This is a genomic window from Methylobacterium nigriterrae (genome assembly GCF_037106235.1).
In the GTDB taxonomy this organism is placed as follows: Bacteria; Pseudomonadota; Alphaproteobacteria; order Rhizobiales; family Beijerinckiaceae; genus Methylobacterium; species Methylobacterium nigriterrae.
This window is the reverse complement of sequence record NZ_JBAWTG010000094.1, coordinates 1-17,757: the sequence shown is the minus strand read 5'-3', so window position 1 is coordinate 17,757 and position 17,757 is coordinate 1. Positions and strand designations below refer to the sequence as shown.

Below are 17,757 nucleotides of genomic sequence, written 5' to 3'. Positions count from 1 at the left end.
CCCGTCGTGGACGGAACTGGTCGGCTAGCGGGCACGCTCGGCCTGCGCGAGCTGACGCTGCATGGCGAGGTGGGTATCGCGCAGGTGATGTCCGAGGCCAGGACGGCTCAACCGGACGAGCCGATCGTCGCGTTGGCCTCCTCGCTGACCGATGGGCGGACCCATGCGGTGGTTGTCACAACGGGAGACCGGAGCATTCTGGGGATCATCACGCAGACCGACCTCCTCGCGACTGTGACGCGCCTGCTCTCGGCCAAGGCATTGGTGTTTCCGGACCCAAGGTCGCCGTAGGCGGCGGTCTGCAACAGCCGGACGGCTGCATTTCATCAGCGCACCTGAGGCTCGAACCCGAAGCGCGACCGCTCAGCAGAGGAGAGATGTTAAATTGGCAGGCCAGGATGGGTTCTGGCCCGGTTGTTGCCAGAGCCCTCGCATTCCTGGCAATGTCAGGTCCGCGGGATTGAGTCGATGCAAGATGGGCCGCTTCTCCTTCACCTGCTGCACGCTGCCTTAATGGCGTCGAGCATGATGCTGACGTGGCAGGTCTATCTCCTTCGCAAGCCATAGCAGGCGCAAGTCCGCTTCCGGTTGACCTGACCGATATTTTGGACCGGGCTGATTGCGCGGCTAGTGCATGGCGGTGACCATGGGTAGTCGGAAGGTCAGATCCGGGAAGGTGACGGTCGCGGGCGGCCGAAAGCCCAAGGACGAGTGTGGCCGCACGCGGTTATATGTGTTCTGCCAGAGGCCGATCACTGTCTGCGCTTCTTTCAGCGAGTAGACGATGTCTTGGCGTAGGCACTCGTCCTTCAGCTTGCCGTCGAAGCTCTCGCAATAGCCATACTCCCGCGGCGAGCCTAGGGCGATGTACTGGATTTGCGGTCCGGCTCTGGCGGCCCACTTGCGTAGCGCCTTCGAGATGATCTCAGGGCCATTGTCGCAGCGGATGTACTCCGGGATGCCGTGCAGGCACATCGCGTCGGCCAGTGCCTCGATCACGCCCACGCTGGTGATGCGGCGAGCGACCTTCAAGGCCAGGCAGGCCCGGCTGTGCTCGTCGATCAGCGTCACGATCCGCAAGCTTCAGCCACCGTGCGTCTGCGCCTGCACGAAGTCGAAGCTCCAGACGTGGTTGCGGTGGAGCGGTCGCAGCCGTTTGCCCGAGCCGTCGTTCGGCCACAAGCAGCTCCGGGGTCTATGCCGGCTGGGAACCTTAAGCCCCTCGCGAAGCGAGATCCGCTGAACCCGGTCCTTGCCGACCTGCCAGCAGTCAGCCTGCAGCAGAGCGGTGACGCGGCGGTAGCCGTAGCGTCCACACTCGGACGCCAAGGCGATGATGGCGCGGGTCAGCGCATCCTCGTCAGCCGGCACGGTCGGCACGTAGCGTTGCGTGCCCCGGTGCTGACCAATGATGCGGCGGGCGCGGCGCTCCGAGTGGCCGTACTTCTCTCGGATGCCAGAGATCGCCTGACGGCGCCGTTCGGGAGCTACAAGTTTCCCGAGGCGACGTCCTTGAGGACTTACTTCTCAAGGGACAGGTCCGCCACGAGGCGCCGCAGGCGGGCGTTCTCGCGCTCCAGCTCCTTCATCCGGCGCGCCTGATCGATCGGCAGGCCGCCGAACTCCTTGCGCCAGCGGTAAGAGCTCTGCTCGGAGATCTCCGCTTCTTTGCAGGCCAGGGCCAAGCTGTTGTCCTGTGCCGTCAGCACCTCGATCTGCCGCAGCGTCAGCACCACCTGCTCCGCACTCGTCTTCTGACCTCGCTTCATCCTCGGCTCCTCCGGTCCTGGCTGATCCTCTCAATCAGCCCGGCCCAAAACCAGCCGGTCAGGTCAACGGCCCATCACATGAGCGACAGCGAGAAGATCCATGCGGTAGAAGAATGTCTCGGGCGCTTCGGCCAAAGCGCGCCACGATTTTTCGGCTTGCAACACAGCAGCTTGCCAAGTCGTGACTGACAGTCCCCAACGGTTGTCAGCGGCTCCTGTTGGCGAGTGTCATGCCGGGACAATCTGCGATCTAAGCCGCTCATCGAAGCGTGCGTTAGGGAGGAAGCGATGGAACGCACGCATGATCTCGATCCGATCGAGACCCGGGAATGGCTCGACTCACTCGACGGTGTCCTGGAGGTAGAGGGGCCGGACCGGGCCCACTTCCTGATCAACCAGGTGATCGAGGAGACACGCAAACGCGGCGCGCCAGTGCCCTTCTCCGCCAACACCGCCTACCTGAACACCATTCCGGTCGACAAGCAGGATCCCCATCCGGGCGACCGGCAGATCGAGCACCGCATCCGCTCGGCAATCCGCTGGAACGCCATCGCCATCGTTCTGCGCGCCAACAAGGACTCGTCGGAACTCGGCGGCCACATCGCGAGCTTTCAATCCTCGGCGACGCTCTACGACACCGGCTTCATGCACTTCTGGAAGGGCGACCAGGACGGGCGGGGCGGCGACCTGATCTACGTCCAGGGCCACTCGGCACCCGGCATCTATGCCCGCGCCTTCCTCGAAGGACGGCTCACCGAGGAGCAGCTGCTCGGCTTCCGCCAGGAGGTCGGCGGCAAGGGCCTGTCCTCCTACCCGCATCCTTGGCTGATGCCGGATTTCTGGCAGTTCCCAACCGTCTCGATGGGTCTTGGGCCGCTGATGGCGATCTATCAGGCGCGCTACCTGCGCTATCTGCACCACCGGGGCCACGCCGACACCGACGGCCGCAAGGTCTGGGCCTTCATGGGCGACGGCGAGATGGACGAGCCGGAGAGCCTCGGCGCAATCTCCATGGCGGCGCGCGAGAAGCTGGACAACCTCATCTTCGTGATCAATTGCAACCTGCAGCGGCTCGACGGGCCGGTGCGCGGCAACGGCAAGATCGTCCAGGAGCTTGAGGCAGACTTCAAGGGAGCTGGCTGGAACGTCATCAAGTGCCTGTGGGGCACCGGTTGGGACGCACTCCTCGCGCGGGACACCTCCGGGATGCTCGTGCGCCTCATGGAGGAATGCGTCGACGGCGAGTACCAGGACTTCAAGTCGAAAAACGGCGCCTACATCCGCGAGCATTTCTTCGGGAAGTACCCCGAGACCACGGCGTTGGTGAAGGACTGGTCGGACGAGGACATCTTCCGCCTGACCCGTGGCGGGCACGACCCGTCGAAGGTCTACGCCGCCTACTCGGACGCGGTGAAGCACAAGGGCCAGCCGACGCTGATCCTCGCCAAGACCGTGAAGGGCTACGGGATGGGCGAGGCGGGAGAGGCGCAGAACATCACCCACCAGCAGAAGAAGATGGGCGAGGCGGTGCTGCGCCAGTTCCGCGACCGCTTCGGGATCGAGCTCTCCGACGAGCAGGTCAAGGAGATCCCCTTCATCCGCTTCCCCGAGGGCAGCCCGGAGCACCGCTACCTGATGGCGAGGCGGCAGGCGCTGGGCGGCCCGCTCCCGGCCCGGCGCCGGAAATCGCAGGCGCTCGAGGTGCCGCCCCTCTCGGCCTTCGGGGCACAGCTGAAGGAGACGGCGGGTCGCGAGATCTCGACCACGATGGCCTTCGTGCGGATCCTCAACACGCTGCTGCGCGACAGGAACGTCGGCAACCGTATCGTGCCGATCGTGCCGGACGAGAGCCGCACCTTCGGCATGGAAGGCATGTTCCGCCAGTTCGGCATCTTCTCCCAGGTCGGCCAGCTCTACCGGCCGGAGGATGCCAACCAACTCATGTACTACAAGGAGGATGAGAAGGGTCAGATGCTTCAGGAGGGCATCAACGAGCCGGGCGCGATGTCGTCCTGGATCGCGGCGGCGACCTCCTACTCGCACTCGAACGCGCCGACGATCCCGTTTTACATCTATTACTCGATGTTCGGCTTCCAGCGCACCGGCGACCTCGCCTGGGCTGCCGGCGACATGCGGGCGCGCGGCTTCCTGATCGGCGGCACGGCCGGGCGCACGACGCTGAACGGCGAGGGGCTCCAGCACGAGGACGGGCACAGCCACATCCTGTCGGCCACGATCCCGAGCTGCGTTTCCTACGACCCGACCTTCTCCTACGAGGTCGCGGTGATCGTGCAGGACGGGCTGCGGCGGATGTACGCCGACCAGGAGGACGTCTTCTACTACATCACCGTGATGAACGAGAATTACGAGCACCCCGGCCTGCCCGAGGGCGCCGAGGCCGGCATCGTCAAGGGGATGTACCTGTTCCGCGAGGGCAAGGCAGCGAAGAAGGGCAGCAAGAGGGACAGCCCGCGGGTGCAACTCCTCGGCAGCGGCACAATCCTGCGGGAGGTGATCGCGGCGGCCGAGATGCTGGAGGAGGAGCACGGGATTGCGGCCGACATCTGGAGCTGCCCGAGCTTCACTGAGCTGCGCCGCGAGGCGATGGCGGTCGAGCGCTGGAACCTGCTTCATCCGACCGAGGCGCCGCGGAAATCCTATGTCGAGACCTGCCTCTCGGGCCGGTCCGGCCCGGTGATCGCCGCGACCGACTACATGCGGCTCTTCGCCGATCAGATCCGCAGCTGGGTGCCGGGGCGTTACCGTGTCCTTGGCACGGACGGCTTCGGCCGCTCGGACTATCGCCGGAGGCTGCGCGACTTCTTCGAGGTCGATCGGCGCTGGATCACGGTAGCGGCGCTGCACAGCCTCGCGGAGGAGGGTGCCGTGCCGATGAGCAAGGTCTCGGACGCCATCGCCAAATTTGGGATCGATCCTGACAAGGCCGCTCCCTGGTCCGTGTGAGGCCGTCGGAGCGCCTCCTGCTCAGGAAGCGCCGTCCCACAATGAATCATTGATCAGGCGCCAAGGCCCCTGAGAGGCCAAGCGGGCAGCCAAGACAGGGAGAGAAGCCAGTGGGTATCGAGGTCAAGATTCCCGACATCGGTGATTTCACCGACGTTCCGATCGTCGAGGTGTTCGTCAAGGAGGGCGATGCGATCGGCCCCGAGGATCCGCTGGTCTCGCTTGAGTCCGACAAGGCAACGATGGACGTGCCATCGCCGCAGGCCGGTGTGGTCGAAAAGATCCTGATCAAGCTCGGCGACAAAGTGAGCGAGGGCTCGCCCATCCTGCTCCTCAAGGGCGAGGGTGACACCAAGGGCAACGGCAGCGAGCCCGCCTCGGCTGACACCGCGGCATTGGCTACAAAGCAGGAGCCTGCTGCCGGGCTCGCTCCGGCGGCTGCCGCTCCGACGGGGGCGCAAGCAGTCTCTGGCTCCGCCATCGCGGACTTTTCGAACGTCCATGCGAGCCCGGCGGTGAGGCGCATCGCGCGCGAACTCGGCATCGACCTTAACCTGGTCAAGGGCACCGGCGACAAGGGCCGGATCACCAAGGAGGACGTGAAGGGCCATCTCACCCGTGCGGCGCCCGCCGCAACCGGCGGCGCGGTCATGGCGTCCGGTGGCATGGGCATCCCGGAAATCCCGGCCGTCGACTTCTCGAAGTTCGGTCCGATCGAGACGAGGCCGCTCGCCCGGATCAAGAAGATTTCCGGGCCCCACCTGCACCGGTCGTGGCTCAACGTGCCCCTCGTCACGCATACAGACGAGGCGGACATCACCGAGACCGACCAGTACCGCAAGGAACTCGACGCGGCTGGAAAGGATAAGGGCTACCGCGTCACGCTGCTGGCCTTCCTGATCAAGGCGGCAGTCTCAGGCCTGCGCGCGCATCCCGAGTTCAACGCCTCGCTCTCGCCGGAGAAGGATGCACTGATCCTCAAACGCTACTACAATATTGGCGTGGCCGTTGACACGCCGGACGGGCTCGTGGTGCCGGTGATCAAGGACGCCGACCGCAAGGGGATCAACGAGATCAGCCAAGAGCTCGGCGCCATCTCGAAGAAGGCGCGCGACGGCAAGCTCGGCGCGGGCGACATGCAGGGTGCGACCTTCTCGATCTCGAGCCTCGGCGGCATTGGGGGTACCTCCTTCACGCCGCTCGTCAACGCGCCCGAGGTGGCCATCCTCGGCGTGCCCCGCTCGAAGATGGCACCGGTCTGGAACGGCACGGAGTTCGTGCCGCGGCTGATGTTGCCGCTCGCGGTCTCCTACGATCACCGCGTCATCGACGGCGCGCTCGGCGCGCGCTTCACCCGCCACCTCGCCCACGTCCTGGAGGACGTCCGGCGCCTCGTCGTCTGACGAGGCAGCTCCCGACCATCCAGACGCGTAGGACACAGGAAGGTGAAGCGATGAGCAGCGAAGTCAAACTTCCCGATATCGGCGACTTCAAGGACGTGCCGATCATCGAGGTGAGCGTCAGCGCGGGCGACCAGATCGCGGTCGACGACGTGCTGATCGTGCTCGAATCCGATAAGGCGACGATGGACATCCCGTCTCCGGTCGCCGGCACCGTCGCCGAGGTCAGGGTCAAGGCCGGCGACACGGTCAGCCAAGGCGACCTACTGCTGGTCATGGCCGACACAGCCGATACCGGGGCGCCGAAGCCCGCGACGACCGACAAGGCGAGCAAGGCGGTCCAGGCTACGCCCGGCCTCTCGACCGGCGCGCACAAGCCCGGCGAGGGTCAAGCGGGCTACGGCTCCTCGGCCGCGGGCGCCACCCTGGACGGCTCCCCGACGAAGGCCGCACCGCAAGCCGGGGCTCCCGTCGCGGGCGAGGACAATCATGCCGAGGTGCTGGTGCTCGGCGCTGGCCCCGGCGGCTACACGGCGGCCTTCCGCGCGGCCGATCTCGGCAAGAAAGTGGTGCTCGTCGAGCGCTGGCCGCAGCTCGGCGGCGTCTGCCTCAACGTCGGCTGCATCCCTTCGAAGGCGCTGCTGCACGCGGCCAAGGTGATCGACGAGACCCAGGCGATGACCGCGCACGGCATCAGCTTCACTGCGCCGCAGATCGACATTGACAGGCTGCGCGACTGGAAGGACGGCGTGGTCAAGCGCCTTACCGGCGGCCTCGGTGGCTTGGCCAAGCAGCGCAAGGTCACGGTGGTGACGGGCACAGCGCGCTTCGTCAGTCCGCGCCAGATCGCAGTCGAGCACGAGGGCAAGAGCCAGGTCATCGGCTTCGACCAGGCGATCATAGCTGCCGGTTCCGAGCCGATCACCATGCCGTTCATCCCGCACGACGACCCGCGGGTAATCGACTCGACCGGCGCCCTCGAACTCGACGGTGTGCCTACGCGCCTGCTCGTGATCGGCGGCGGCATCATCGGGCTTGAGATGGCGACCGTCTACCACGCGCTAGGCAGCCGGGTTACGATCGTAGAACTGATGGATCAGCTCATCCCGGGCGCCGATAAGGACATCGTCACGCCGCTCGCCAAGCGCATCGGCAAGCAATACGAGGCGATCCACCTCAAAACCAAGGTGACGAACGTCGAGGCGACGCCTGAAGGCCTGAAAGTGACCTTCGAGGGCGGCTCGGCGCCGCCGACCGACACGTTCGACAAGATTCTCGTCTCGGTCGGCCGCCGGCCGAACGGCAAGCTGATCGCGGCCGACAAGGCGGGCGTGATCGTCGACGAGAGAGGCTTCATCCCGGTCGACAAGCAGATGCGTACCAACGTGCCGCACATCTTCGCGATCGGCGACGTGGTCGGCCAACCGATGCTGGCGCACAAGGCAACCCATGAGGGCAAGGTCGCAGCCGAGACCGCGGCGGGCAAGAACAGCTTCTTCGACGCCAAAGTCATCCCGTCGGTCGCCTACACCGACCCGGAAGTCGCCTGGGTCGGGCTCACCGAGAACGAGGCCAAAGGCAAGGGCATCAAGGTCGGCAAGGGTGTGTTTCCGTGGGCGGCGAGCGGTCGCTCGCTCTCGCTCGGGCGCGACGAAGGCTTGACCAAGGTGCTGTTTGATGAGGCGACGGACCGCATCATCGGCTGCGGCATCGTCGGGCCTTCGGCCGGCGATCTGATCGCGGAGGCCGCGCTCGCCATCGAGATGGGAGCGGATGCCGAAGATATCGGGCTCACCATCCACCCTCATCCGACCCTGTCGGAGACGGTCGGTATGGCGGCGGAGGCCTTCGAGGGCACGATCACCGACCTCTACATGCCGAAACGACCGGCGCATTGAGCGGCCACAAACAAGCGGGGAAGAAGTCAGTCAGGCGTCGTCAATTACACGAGTCGAGGAGAAGCTGTCATGGCACTCGAGCAAGGCTACGGGACGGCAGATGGACCGTATGTTGAGACGAGCCGCAGCGGCTATGACCTGCTCAACGATCCTCTGCTCAACAAAGGAACCGGCTTCACGGACCCCGAGCGCGACCGCCTCGGTCTTCACGGCCTTCTTCCGCCGACAGTCGCCACGCTCGACGAGCAGGTCGCTCGCCGCTTGCAGGCATTCCGGCAGCTACCCAACGACTATGCGCGTTACGTTTTCCTTCGTGGGCTGCAGGACACCAATGAGGTTCTCTTCTACGCGCTCCTGGTGCGCCATCTCGAAGAGATGCTGCCCATAGTTTATACGCCGACCGTCGGCCTCGGCTGCCAGCGGTTCAGCCAGAGTTTCCGCAAGCCGCGCGGCCTCTTCCTCAGCATGCCGCATAAGGACCTGATTGAGCGCATTCTCGGCCATGCGCATTTCGATGATGTCGAAGCCATCGTTGTGACCGACGGAGAGCGCATCCTGGGACTTGGCGACCAAGGCGCGGGGGGAATGGGCATTCCGATTGGAAAGCTCTCGCTCTACACAGGTTGCGGCGGCCTACATCCCGCGACCACGCTTCCTGTCGTGCTCGATGTTGGCACCGATAACCCGGAGCGCTTGTCCGATCCCCTCTACATCGGGTGGCGTCACGAGCGCGTGCACGGTCAAGCCTACGATGACTTCGTGGAAGCGTTCGTGTCGGCCGTCGTGAAACGCTGGCCTCACGTTCTGCTGCAATGGGAGGATTTTGCGCGAGACAACGCCACCCGGTTGTTGGAACGTTATCGCGACCGGCTGTGCACCTTCAACGATGACGTTCAGGGCACCGCGGTCGTCGCTGCTGGCACGCTGCTGGCCGCGGTAAACGTAACCGGCGTGCCCATGCGCGACCAGCGCATTGCAGTGCTCGGCGCGGGTGGCGCAGGCAGCGGCATCTCTGCGCTGCTTCTGCAGGCCATGATCGAGGATGGCCTGACCGAAGCAGAAGCCCGCAAGCGCTTCTACCTCATCGATCGCGGCGGTCTGTTGGTGGAGGGGATGCCGGATCTCATGCCGTTCCAGCAGCCCTTTGTGCAGCCGCGCGACGCCATCGCAGACTGGACGCTGGAGCGGGACGACACCATCAGGCTCGGCGACGTGGTCCGCAACGCACAGCCGACCGTGCTGATCGGCGTCTCGGGTCAGCCTGGCGCCTTCTCGGAGGACGTGGTCCGAGCTATGGCAGCAGCCGTAACCCGGCCGGTGATCTTCCCACTCTCGAATCCAACCTCGCGCACCGAGGCTACCCCATCCGACCTTATGGTCTGGACCGAGGGGCGAGCTGTGGTGGGCGCGGGAAGCCCCTTTCCCCCGGTGCTCAAAAATGGCGCTTACGTCCGCGTTGACCAGACCAACAACTCTTATGTCTTTCCTGGCATTGGTCTCGGCGCAATCGCGGTTCACGCGCGGCGCATTTCGGATGGCATGCTCATGGCTGCTGCTCGCGCGCTCGCAGATGTGTCGCCGGCGCGGCTGAACCCCGAGGCCAATCTCCTGCCGCCGGTCTCTGAGCTGCGGGACGTATCGTTGCGAGTCGCGCAGGCGGTTGCCCTGCAGGCGCGCAAGGAGGGGCTAACCGAGCCAATGGACGCCGGCGACATATACCAGGCGATCCGGAGCAAAATGTGGACGCCAGTCTACCGGCCGTACCGGCGCGGAGGTTGAGAGGCACTCGGCCATGATGGCGTCCGCACGCCACCAGCATTCAATACAAGTCGGTGAGCAGTCAGAAAACCTCGGATCGACCGATCCTGCTGGGCGCGACAAAACCGGTCCAAACCCTCAAGCCGACCACGTCGGAGCGCGTCATCGTCAACATGACGCCGCTCACGGCCGTCGCAGCGGCGGAATAAATGGGTCAACAGTACAGTAAGGCAACAAGCCATGGCAGGCGCATCGGTTCATAATTTGACATCGGCAGACAATGAACCACCTCTAACTGCGCCACGAAAAAGACCTTGGTACAAATTGCTCTATGTTCAGGTTTTAATCGCAATTGTTCTTGGCGCGAGCTTTGGCTGGATTGCCCCCGAACTCGCAAAGAGTGACTGGGTCAAGGCGATGGGCGACGGCTTCATCAAGCTGATCAAGATGGTTATTGCGCCGATCATCTTCTGCACCATCGTTTCGGGCATCTCTCACATCCAAGATGCCAAGAAGGTGGGCCGCGTTGGCCTCAAGGCGCTCGTTTATTTCGAGGTTGTCTCAACCTTCGCTCTGATCATCGGCCTGATTGTCGGCAACGTCGCGAAGCCGGGAGCAGGGTTCACCGGTGGAGCGGCCGATGCCGCAGCGGTCGCCACCTATGCAAAAAAGGCCGGCGAACAGAAACCCGTCGACTTCATCCTGCACATCATTCCAGATAGCGTAGTGGGTGCCTTCGCGCAGGGCGATATCCTACAGGTGTTGCTGTTCGCTATCCTGTTCGGCTTCTCGTTGCTCGTTCTTGGAGAGCGTGGCGCCACCATCCGCAACTTCATCGATGATGCCGCTCACGCAATCTTCGGCGTCATCGCGATTGTCATGAAGGCTGCCCCAATCGGAGCCTTCGGCGCTATGGCCTACACGATCGGCCGGTACGGACCGCAAGCGCTCGGCAACTTGTTTGGTCTCATCGCCGTTTTCTACGTCACATCAGCAATCTTCGTCTTCGGCGTGCTTGGGATCATCGCCCGGCTCGCGGGATTCAGCATCTTCAGGTTCGTCGGCTACCTGAAGGATGAGCTTCTTTTGGTGCTCGGCACAAGCTCATCCGAGAGTGCGTTGCCCGCCCTGATGGAAAAACTGGAGAGGCTCGGATGCTCGAAATCGGTGGTGGGTCTTGTTGTGCCGACCGGCTATTCGTTCAATCTCGACGGCACCAACATCTATATGACACTCGCCTCGCTCTTCATTGCCCAGGCGATGGGTTTTGATCTGACATGGAGTCAGCAAGGGACCATTTTGCTGGTTGCTCTTCTGACTTCGAAAGGGGCAAGCGGAATTTCGGGGGCAGGCTTTATCACGCTTGCGGCCACGCTATCGACAGTCAACCCGGCACTCGTGCCCGGCATGGCGATCCTACTCGGCATAGACAAGTTCATGAGCGAGTGCCGGGCACTCGTGAACTTTACAGGCAATGCCGTGGCAACAGTTGTCGTCTCTTGGTGGGAAAATGAGCTCGATCGCAGCAAGCTGAACGCTGGACTGAGCAGAGAAGTAGATCCTTCCGATCTCGAAGCGGCCGTAACGACAGGTTGAGGCGGGAGTACCAACCGAATCGCATTGGTTATGTCTCCGCTCAGGCGCGGAGCAACGCAATGAAGATGACCCGACCGGCTGGCTTTGGACCGGGCTGATTGAGAAGACCGGCCAGGACCGAAGGAGCTGGAGATGAAGCGAGGACAGAAACCGAGTGCGGAGCAGGTGGTGGTGACGCTGCGCCACATCGAGGTGCAAACGATCCATGGCAAGAGTCTGGCATTCGCTCGCGTCTGGAGGCGGAGATCTCCAGGCCGAGCCACAGTATGACTTCGCAGCGGTTCAGTTCGCTGACGGTTTAGCCGGCTCTGGCCCGATCGGCCTCAAAGTTCGCTCATAGAGAACTCCACGGACGGCAGCAGCTTGGCAGCCTGGGCGTAATCAACTGAAGCCCGCTCACGATCGCCCAGCCTGACGTGCACCCTGGCTCGGAACCGATAGGCATCAGCCCGTTCCGGATCGAGGCTGATCGCCTAGTCGGATCTCATCAGGATGACCGGGTTGATGCTGGCCACCGCCCATCACGATCTCGACACTGGCGACAGCACGGACGCGAACTTCACCGCCTTCTGCCAGAGGTGTAACATGAGCCACGGCCGACCGGACCATCGACGGTGATGGCTGACACTGTCCCAATGGCGGGCGATGGGCGACTTGGTTCGGGGGCCTTATGCGTAGGATTGTTCCAGCGTAGGCATTGGCTCGTAGTTGAGGCAACGAGTTGCTCGGGCGAGTTGAAGTGCGGAAGGAAGCTTGTCGTTCATCGCGTTGCTGTGCGCCCGTTATCAGCTGCGCAGCGTTTATTTTCCTCCCTTGGATTAGCTGGCAGTACACTAAACATCTGCGTGCCTTAAGACATCGTTAACCAAACGCAGCTCTTCTGGACACGTAAGGCGGTTGTCAGCATCGCCCGATAGGGGAACGGCCGTGCACGTGATCCTGATCGCAGCTCAGAAGGGCGGAGCCGGCAAGAGCACGCTTGCCGCGCATCTGAGCACCTTGGCCGACCGCGACGGCAAGACGCTTCTCATCGACACCGACCCTCAGGGCTCGCTGTCGTCCTGGCGCGGCCGCCGAGAGGCACCCACACCTCATCTCACGCGAGCAAATGCTCAGGCCGTGCCGGAGGTTCTCAGCACAGCGCGGCGCGAGGGCGTGGCTTGGGCCGTGATCGACAGCCCACCCCACAACTCCTCGCTGATCTCCACTCTCATGAGTCGGGCCACCCTGACGCTTGTTCCGGTGCGGCCCGGCCCGTTCGACTTAGATGCCGTGGGCGCGACGCTTGCCATGGCCCGCAGCCTCAAGGCACCGATCGCCTGCATCATCAACGCCGCCCCACCACTCATGCGCGGGGAGCGGCAGACGAGCGCCGTGGCAGAGACCCGCGCCGTCCTGACGAGCCTCGGAGCGCCCGTTCTGCCCGGTCAGGTCTCGCAACGGGCAAGCCTGTCGCACGCACTCATCTCCGGCCAGTCCGTGGACGAGTACGACCCGCACGGGCGTGCAACAGCCGAAATGGTTGCGCTGTGGCAGACGACCTCCGAACTTGCCCGCACCCTTCCGCGACACGCCTGAGGTTCGTTGCTATGGCAAAGCCAGCCCGCCCCTCTCTCATGAGCCTCTCGCAGGCAGGCTCCACGTCCCAGGCCATTGTAGGCGTCTCACCTACCGAACTGAGGGGGGGACGCGTGCTCGAGGCGCATTCAGGTCACCTCACCACCGGGCTCGAGGAGCCTGCATCGGAGCCGGGCAGCGCAAGGCTTCAACTGAACCGTGCCGGCTGGTCGGAACTGAACCGGTTGGCGCAGGATCTCACGATGCCACTGCCGAACCTGATGGCCCAGGCGTTCAATGACTTGCTGCTCAAGCATGGACGCCCGCCGGTCGTGGAGGCCAAGCCATCGGGTCAGGAAATTACGTCCGATTCCGCGCTGACGATCTATTCGTCGCCCCTACCTCTGATCTGGCCCGGTCTGATGGGAGCCTGGTACTGGCACCACGCCGTCACCTTACCTGTGCTGGCACTTTGGAATGGAGCAGCCCGTCCATGCTTACGATGAGGTCTGATCCCTGACGAACCACTGGCCCGCAGGCCTCGTGCAGTCAGAACAGCCGCCTCAACATCGATGCGCGGCAGCGGCTGTCACGGCGGAGGAAGCGACTGCATGGGCGGCTTCGAACGCGGTGGACGATTCCGCCGGCAGGAACATCCGGCTTCGCCGAATTTCAGGCTGCGCCCGCTCCCGGCCCGACCACGAGGCGCGATCAGTCCTTGCCAAGCACTCGGTCAGCCTTCGCGTCGACCATTCACCGGTCCGCGGCGGAAAGTTTGCCGGCCTTCTCCTGTTGGGCGGCATACGCCTTGGCGTTGCGGGCGTGCGCCTTGTCCCCGGCCAGATACTTGCGTTCGTCCGGCAGCGCGATCTTTCTCTTAGGCAGGTCTTCTCGCCCCACGCTTGTAAGCTTCGACATGGCAGCCTCCATCGCAGCGGTTCGTTGACGCGTGGCCAGGCCGGGCGTTCGGCGCATATCCGCACGGGCTCAAGCTAAGCGCTAAAATAGAATACCTGTTTCCATAACGAAGCGACTCTGATTCTTCCTGTCTCCATTTTTCCCGAACGCGAGACCGGAAGTTGAATTGATGGCTTTAACGTAAGAGTATTCTGGTCGAACAAAATAGCGATCTACCTGAAAGATCGGAGTTATGGTGGCCGAAAATGCTTTACTGCCCGGCCCGTAAAGTAGGCTTGTGTCGCCCGTACTTTTCTTGCCAGATTGAGCAATGTATTCAATCCTACCGGCGAGCGATATTTGAGATGTAAAAGAGTAACTTGCGAGCAAAGCTCCACCGTAAGTGGACGCACTTTCACTGATTCCGAGCGTAAAATCACGAGGCACATGAGTAAATTGGATGTATGGCGATACAATCCATGGGCCAGACTTGTAACCGTAAGTAATGTTGTAGATGCTGCTGTTATTTTGCAGTAGGGGGGTGGCTGTAGATTCATGAGAGGAGCGATCAAGATTTGCTCCCGCGCTAAAACTAACCCTATTCTCGTCGTCAAGCTTGTAGACAATGGAGCCAATGAGCCAAGTTAGTCTGTCAGAATAGAAGCCATCATTTAGCGACGCCGTGATAACTGTGGAATCTTTGCTATAGGCGATTTGCAGCCCCTTATTGATATTATTGGCTTGATTGAACAGCAGCCCCTGCTCGACATTCATGTTCTGGAAGGTGAAGGTCCTCTCCCCGCTAAACAGGGAGGGCATTTGCCCACCCTGAAGCGAGAACTCGTCGCTGAGCTTGGCCTTTGCGTAGATGAGTGGAACAAATCCGTAAGTTTGTGATGTCGTGTCAATCGTACTTGAGTTTGGAACGCCTATTGCCGGAATGGAATAAACGCCCGTCTGTAAATAAAACTGAAATGGACCGTCCGCCTTCTGCACGATCATCTGCAGATTGCTAAAATCAATTCGCCCAGTCCGATCATCTGGATAGGGGTTACTTTGCAGCAGCCCGTAGCCAGTAACGACCCCCGACACATTAATTTTTCCAATTGGGCCAGCCTTAAAGGAGGCAGGGTGCGGATCGGCCTTCAGCGGACCACTGATCGTTGGCTGTTCCAGCTCGCCTGACTTCTCAGTTTTCGGGACTGAGTCGTCATCATCGTCCGCGGCGGCGACAGCCGTGTACGCGAATACGCTGGTACTCAGCCCGGCGAGGGCGCACGCTATCAGCCATTGGCGCAAGCCTTTGAATCCTGATGAGGAGTACATGGTGCCCCTATGGCAAGAGGGTTGGGGGGCCGATGCGTCGGAGGGTAGATGCGCGCGTGCACCGCTGCTTTTGAACTAGCGGACCGCTGAAAAATCAGCATCATTTCCTCAAGTCGCGGCGCTGGTGATACAATTCTTGGGCGGCGTCCATGTAATCCTGATCGGCGTTTGCCAGGCAGAAATTTCGGAGAAATCTCATCTGCTCTTCCGCAGGAATTGATTCTGGCAGTAGATCAATGTCTTATCTACGCCACTCGGCGCACGCATGAGCGCCCTGCTCATAAAGCCTTGCGCCCAAGCGAAGTACTCGCGCTCAAGAGCTGGGTTGTCGTGAATTTCGTCATTGAAACGGGCACAGGCCGAAGCCCCATGGCCGACGACCTTTGCGGTTTGAGCCTGTGCAGTCGTAGCAATCAGAATGCTCAGGGCCACCCTTGCCTTCTGCATCGAGAGATTGGGTCCTTTACGCAGCAAGGGTGGAACAGACACGGATGGAGCCGCGCTTGGCAATATGCTGGTGGAGCGGAGGGCGGACAACGGCACGCCTTTAATCGTGGACGGAAATGTGGAGCGAGTGCCGTTTTGGGCACACAGAATGCGAACGCCCTGATAGAAGGGTCGTCCGTCTCCTGGAAGCGATGCCGCCGAGCTAAGATTCGCAGCCGGTCGACCCCATCGTCCGCAACGTGGACGCCATTGCGGAGTTCAGTTTCTATGCCGGGGCTGCGCTAATTCGGTTGAAGCATTACAAGGCGTTGCTTGCTGGAGCGATGTTCGCTGGTGCACGGATCAAGGATCCACTACCAATTGACAATGGCGTCCTCGAACGGCCTACGCGCGATCGTGCCGGCAAGATCGTCCGCCTGCGGCAGCTCCGCAGCCAACTGCTTGGACCTGTCTACTTGCTCGGCTTGACGAGGCTCGGTGCTGGGTTCGTCTGGGCGCAGCTTGCCTAGCCCAATCGAGCGAGCAAGCTCCGCGCGCTGGGCCGAAGAGCGGGAGGCAACCATCGGGAAGTCAGCGGGTAGGCCCCACTGGGCGCGATACTCTTCCTCCGTCAGGCCGCGCCCCATGAGGTGCCGCCGCAGCATCTTGTAGCGCTTTCCATCCGCGAAGCGGACATACCACCATAACCCGAAGGTGCAATGTCACCAGCAGGCGCGCGGCAGCCGTCGCTTCCAGCGCTCGCCCCGGCGCAATTCTGGATGGCGCTGGTCTCGATCACGACGATCCAGGCGAGGCGGGATCGCCGGGGCAACACGGGCCTGAAGAGGGCCAAGGATCGCAGGCGCAGCGACAGCGGCAGATGGCGCGGATGACGTCTCCGGGCCAGCAGCCCGCACGGGGCGATCTGACGTTTCTGCCACAACGGGTCGGGATCGGGGCTTTCGACCAGCCGTCACAACTCTGCGGCTACGTACACGCTCCCGAGACTCCCGCTCCTGCGGCTCAGGCTCGCTCGGTACGTACAGCGGCATGAGAGCGGGTAGCACACGGCGCGCGGGCTCCTGCGCTGCTACCTTCGGTACTTCTACGGCAGCAGCGGAGCGCGGTTGGATCTTGGGCGCGGGTGACTTCGCCTCGCCTTCGAGTGCCACACCGTGCCAGAGACTCGGGCCAGAACGTGTGCGGGTGAAGGTGTCGGCGAGGGGTGAACGCGATGAGCGAGTGGATTTAACCTCCACCACGAAGGGACGAGCGCTGCGGCGCTTCATGTATCTGCAATCCTGAGAGAATACGCGGTTGAACCTCAGCTTGAGGCTCCGCTGGCCGACAGATAGGCGCTCCTCGTGCGCCTGTCGAGTATTATCTGGCACAAAAACGTAAACACTTGGATAGTCTCACGTGTGCAGAGTTAAGCGCAAAAGGCTTAATCCGCCGAGAGGGGATCGCCTAACGCGAATGCCAGAGCAGCGCCCAATCACCGCATTCAGATCACTAGAAGGTACCCTGGAGGAGTCTCAGGGGGCAGCCGGCCGCCTCAGTCAAATGAGGCTGCCTCCCGCTCGCTCCCTAAGGCCAACCCGCGCGGCCGCTCACGACAAGCTGTCAAACGGACTGCCCGTGCATGTGCAACGACGCGAGGGGGCCTTTAGGATCTGAGGCACGTTTCAGGCTCAAGCCGAATTATAGCCCTGCTTGGTCAGACGCACCACGAGGCGGATTTGCTGAACCACGCGCCGATCCCCATCGGCGATATGCTGTTCCGCTTGGATGAGGCGCTCGCACTCCCACCGACCAGCGCCCATCACGACCAGAGAGGGACAGACAACTTCATAATTTTCCTATCATGATCGGCCTGTTGTCCCTGCGGTCCCCATGGCGAATGGCGTCGGTGGCCCGCCTGCCGTTGCGGGAAAGCCAACCCTCAGCGAAGCCCGGCATTAGGCTGCCGATGCATCCTCCATCAGCGATGAGATCGGCAACGGTCCCGCTCCTCCGCCAGGCTGCATCAAACGTCGCACCCTGGGAGCGAACTCAAGCAGGCTCGATAGCGAAAACGCCGAAGCCTCTTGCGTTCGAGCTCCTGCTCACCATCTCCTCTCCATCCATTGGGATGGCTTCAGGATGGTTGAGAGATGGCGGACAACG

At 62.5% G+C, this 17,757-nt stretch carries 11 protein-coding genes and 3 pseudogenes; 9 read left to right on the top strand and 5 right to left on the bottom strand.

The features are described 5' to 3' along the window. The coding region (locus WDW90_RS27615) for a CBS domain-containing protein (protein ID WP_336490716.1) at positions 1-291 on the top strand (291 nt) is incomplete at its 5' end. A 336-nt stretch (positions 292-627) separates the two neighbouring features. Here WDW90_RS27615 and WDW90_RS27610 read toward each other — a convergent pair. Next, positions 628-1,769 (bottom strand): annotated as a pseudogene (locus WDW90_RS27610) (IS3 family transposase). A 288-nt stretch (positions 1,770-2,057) separates the two neighbouring features. Between WDW90_RS27610 and aceE the strand changes: the two are divergent. The 7 genes and pseudogenes from aceE to WDW90_RS27570 all read left to right on the top strand — a co-directional run bounded on the left by aceE (position 2,058) and on the right by WDW90_RS27570 (position 13,448). Continuing rightward, positions 2,058-4,733: a pyruvate dehydrogenase (acetyl-transferring), homodimeric type gene (aceE, locus tag WDW90_RS27605; RefSeq protein WP_336490715.1), complete on the top strand. Its 2,676-nt coding sequence runs from the start codon at positions 2,058-2,060 to the stop codon at positions 4,731-4,733. Positions 4,734-4,819: 86 nt separating this feature from the next. Then, positions 4,820-6,136 (top strand): annotated as a pseudogene (gene aceF / locus WDW90_RS27600) (dihydrolipoyllysine-residue acetyltransferase); the annotation flags it as partial. Between the two features lie 50 nt (positions 6,137-6,186). After that, positions 6,187-8,031 carry a dihydrolipoyl dehydrogenase gene (gene lpdA, locus WDW90_RS27595; RefSeq protein ID WP_336490714.1) on the top strand — a complete coding sequence of 615 codons (1,845 nt, stop codon included), beginning with the start codon at positions 6,187-6,189 and terminating at the stop codon, positions 8,029-8,031. Between the two features lie 69 nt (positions 8,032-8,100). Continuing rightward, entirely contained in the window at positions 8,101-9,810 is a 1,710-nt protein-coding gene (locus tag WDW90_RS27590) for an NAD-dependent malic enzyme (protein WP_336490713.1), read from the top strand. Positions 9,811-10,029: 219 nt separating this feature from the next. After that, a complete protein-coding gene (dctA, locus tag WDW90_RS27585) occupies positions 10,030-11,385 on the top strand; it encodes a C4-dicarboxylate transporter DctA (RefSeq protein ID WP_336490712.1) in 1,356 nt (451 codons plus the stop codon). 927 nt (positions 11,386-12,312) lie between these two features. Further along, on the top strand, positions 12,313-12,963 hold the full coding sequence (locus WDW90_RS27575) for a nucleotide-binding protein (RefSeq protein ID WP_336490711.1): 651 nt from the start codon (positions 12,313-12,315) through the stop codon (positions 12,961-12,963). Positions 12,964-13,076: 113 nt separating this feature from the next. Beyond that, the gene (locus WDW90_RS27570; RefSeq protein ID WP_336490710.1) at positions 13,077-13,448 is read left to right on the top strand and encodes a hypothetical protein; all 372 of its coding nucleotides are present in this window, start codon (positions 13,077-13,079) and stop codon (positions 13,446-13,448) included. 247 nt (positions 13,449-13,695) lie between these two features. On the opposite strand, the gene WDW90_RS27565 is transcribed toward WDW90_RS27570, so the two are convergent. The 3 genes from WDW90_RS27565 to WDW90_RS27555 all read right to left on the bottom strand — a co-directional run bounded on the left by WDW90_RS27565 (position 13,696) and on the right by WDW90_RS27555 (position 15,597). Further along, entirely contained in the window at positions 13,696-13,860 is a 165-nt protein-coding gene (locus WDW90_RS27565; RefSeq protein ID WP_336490709.1) for a hypothetical protein, read from the bottom strand. 81 nt (positions 13,861-13,941) lie between these two features. Next, positions 13,942-15,138: an outer membrane beta-barrel protein gene (locus WDW90_RS27560; RefSeq protein ID WP_336490708.1), complete on the bottom strand. Its 1,197-nt coding sequence runs from the start codon at positions 15,136-15,138 to the stop codon at positions 13,942-13,944. 222 nt (positions 15,139-15,360) lie between these two features. Next, positions 15,361-15,597 (bottom strand): hypothetical protein, encoded by a 237-nt coding sequence (locus tag WDW90_RS27555; RefSeq protein WP_336490707.1) that lies wholly within the window; start codon positions 15,595-15,597, stop codon positions 15,361-15,363. Positions 15,598-15,851: 254 nt separating this feature from the next. On the opposite strand from WDW90_RS27555, the gene WDW90_RS40880 reads away from it, so the two are divergent. Continuing rightward, complete coding sequence (locus WDW90_RS40880; RefSeq protein WP_431311132.1) at positions 15,852-16,121, top strand: hypothetical protein; 270 nt, start codon at positions 15,852-15,854, stop codon at positions 16,119-16,121. A 54-nt stretch (positions 16,122-16,175) separates the two neighbouring features. Here the strand turns inward: WDW90_RS40880 and WDW90_RS40875 are convergent. Beyond that, a pseudogene (locus WDW90_RS40875) lies at positions 16,176-16,238 on the bottom strand (MucR family transcriptional regulator); the annotation flags it as partial. Between the last annotated feature and the right edge of the window lie 1,519 nt (positions 16,239-17,757).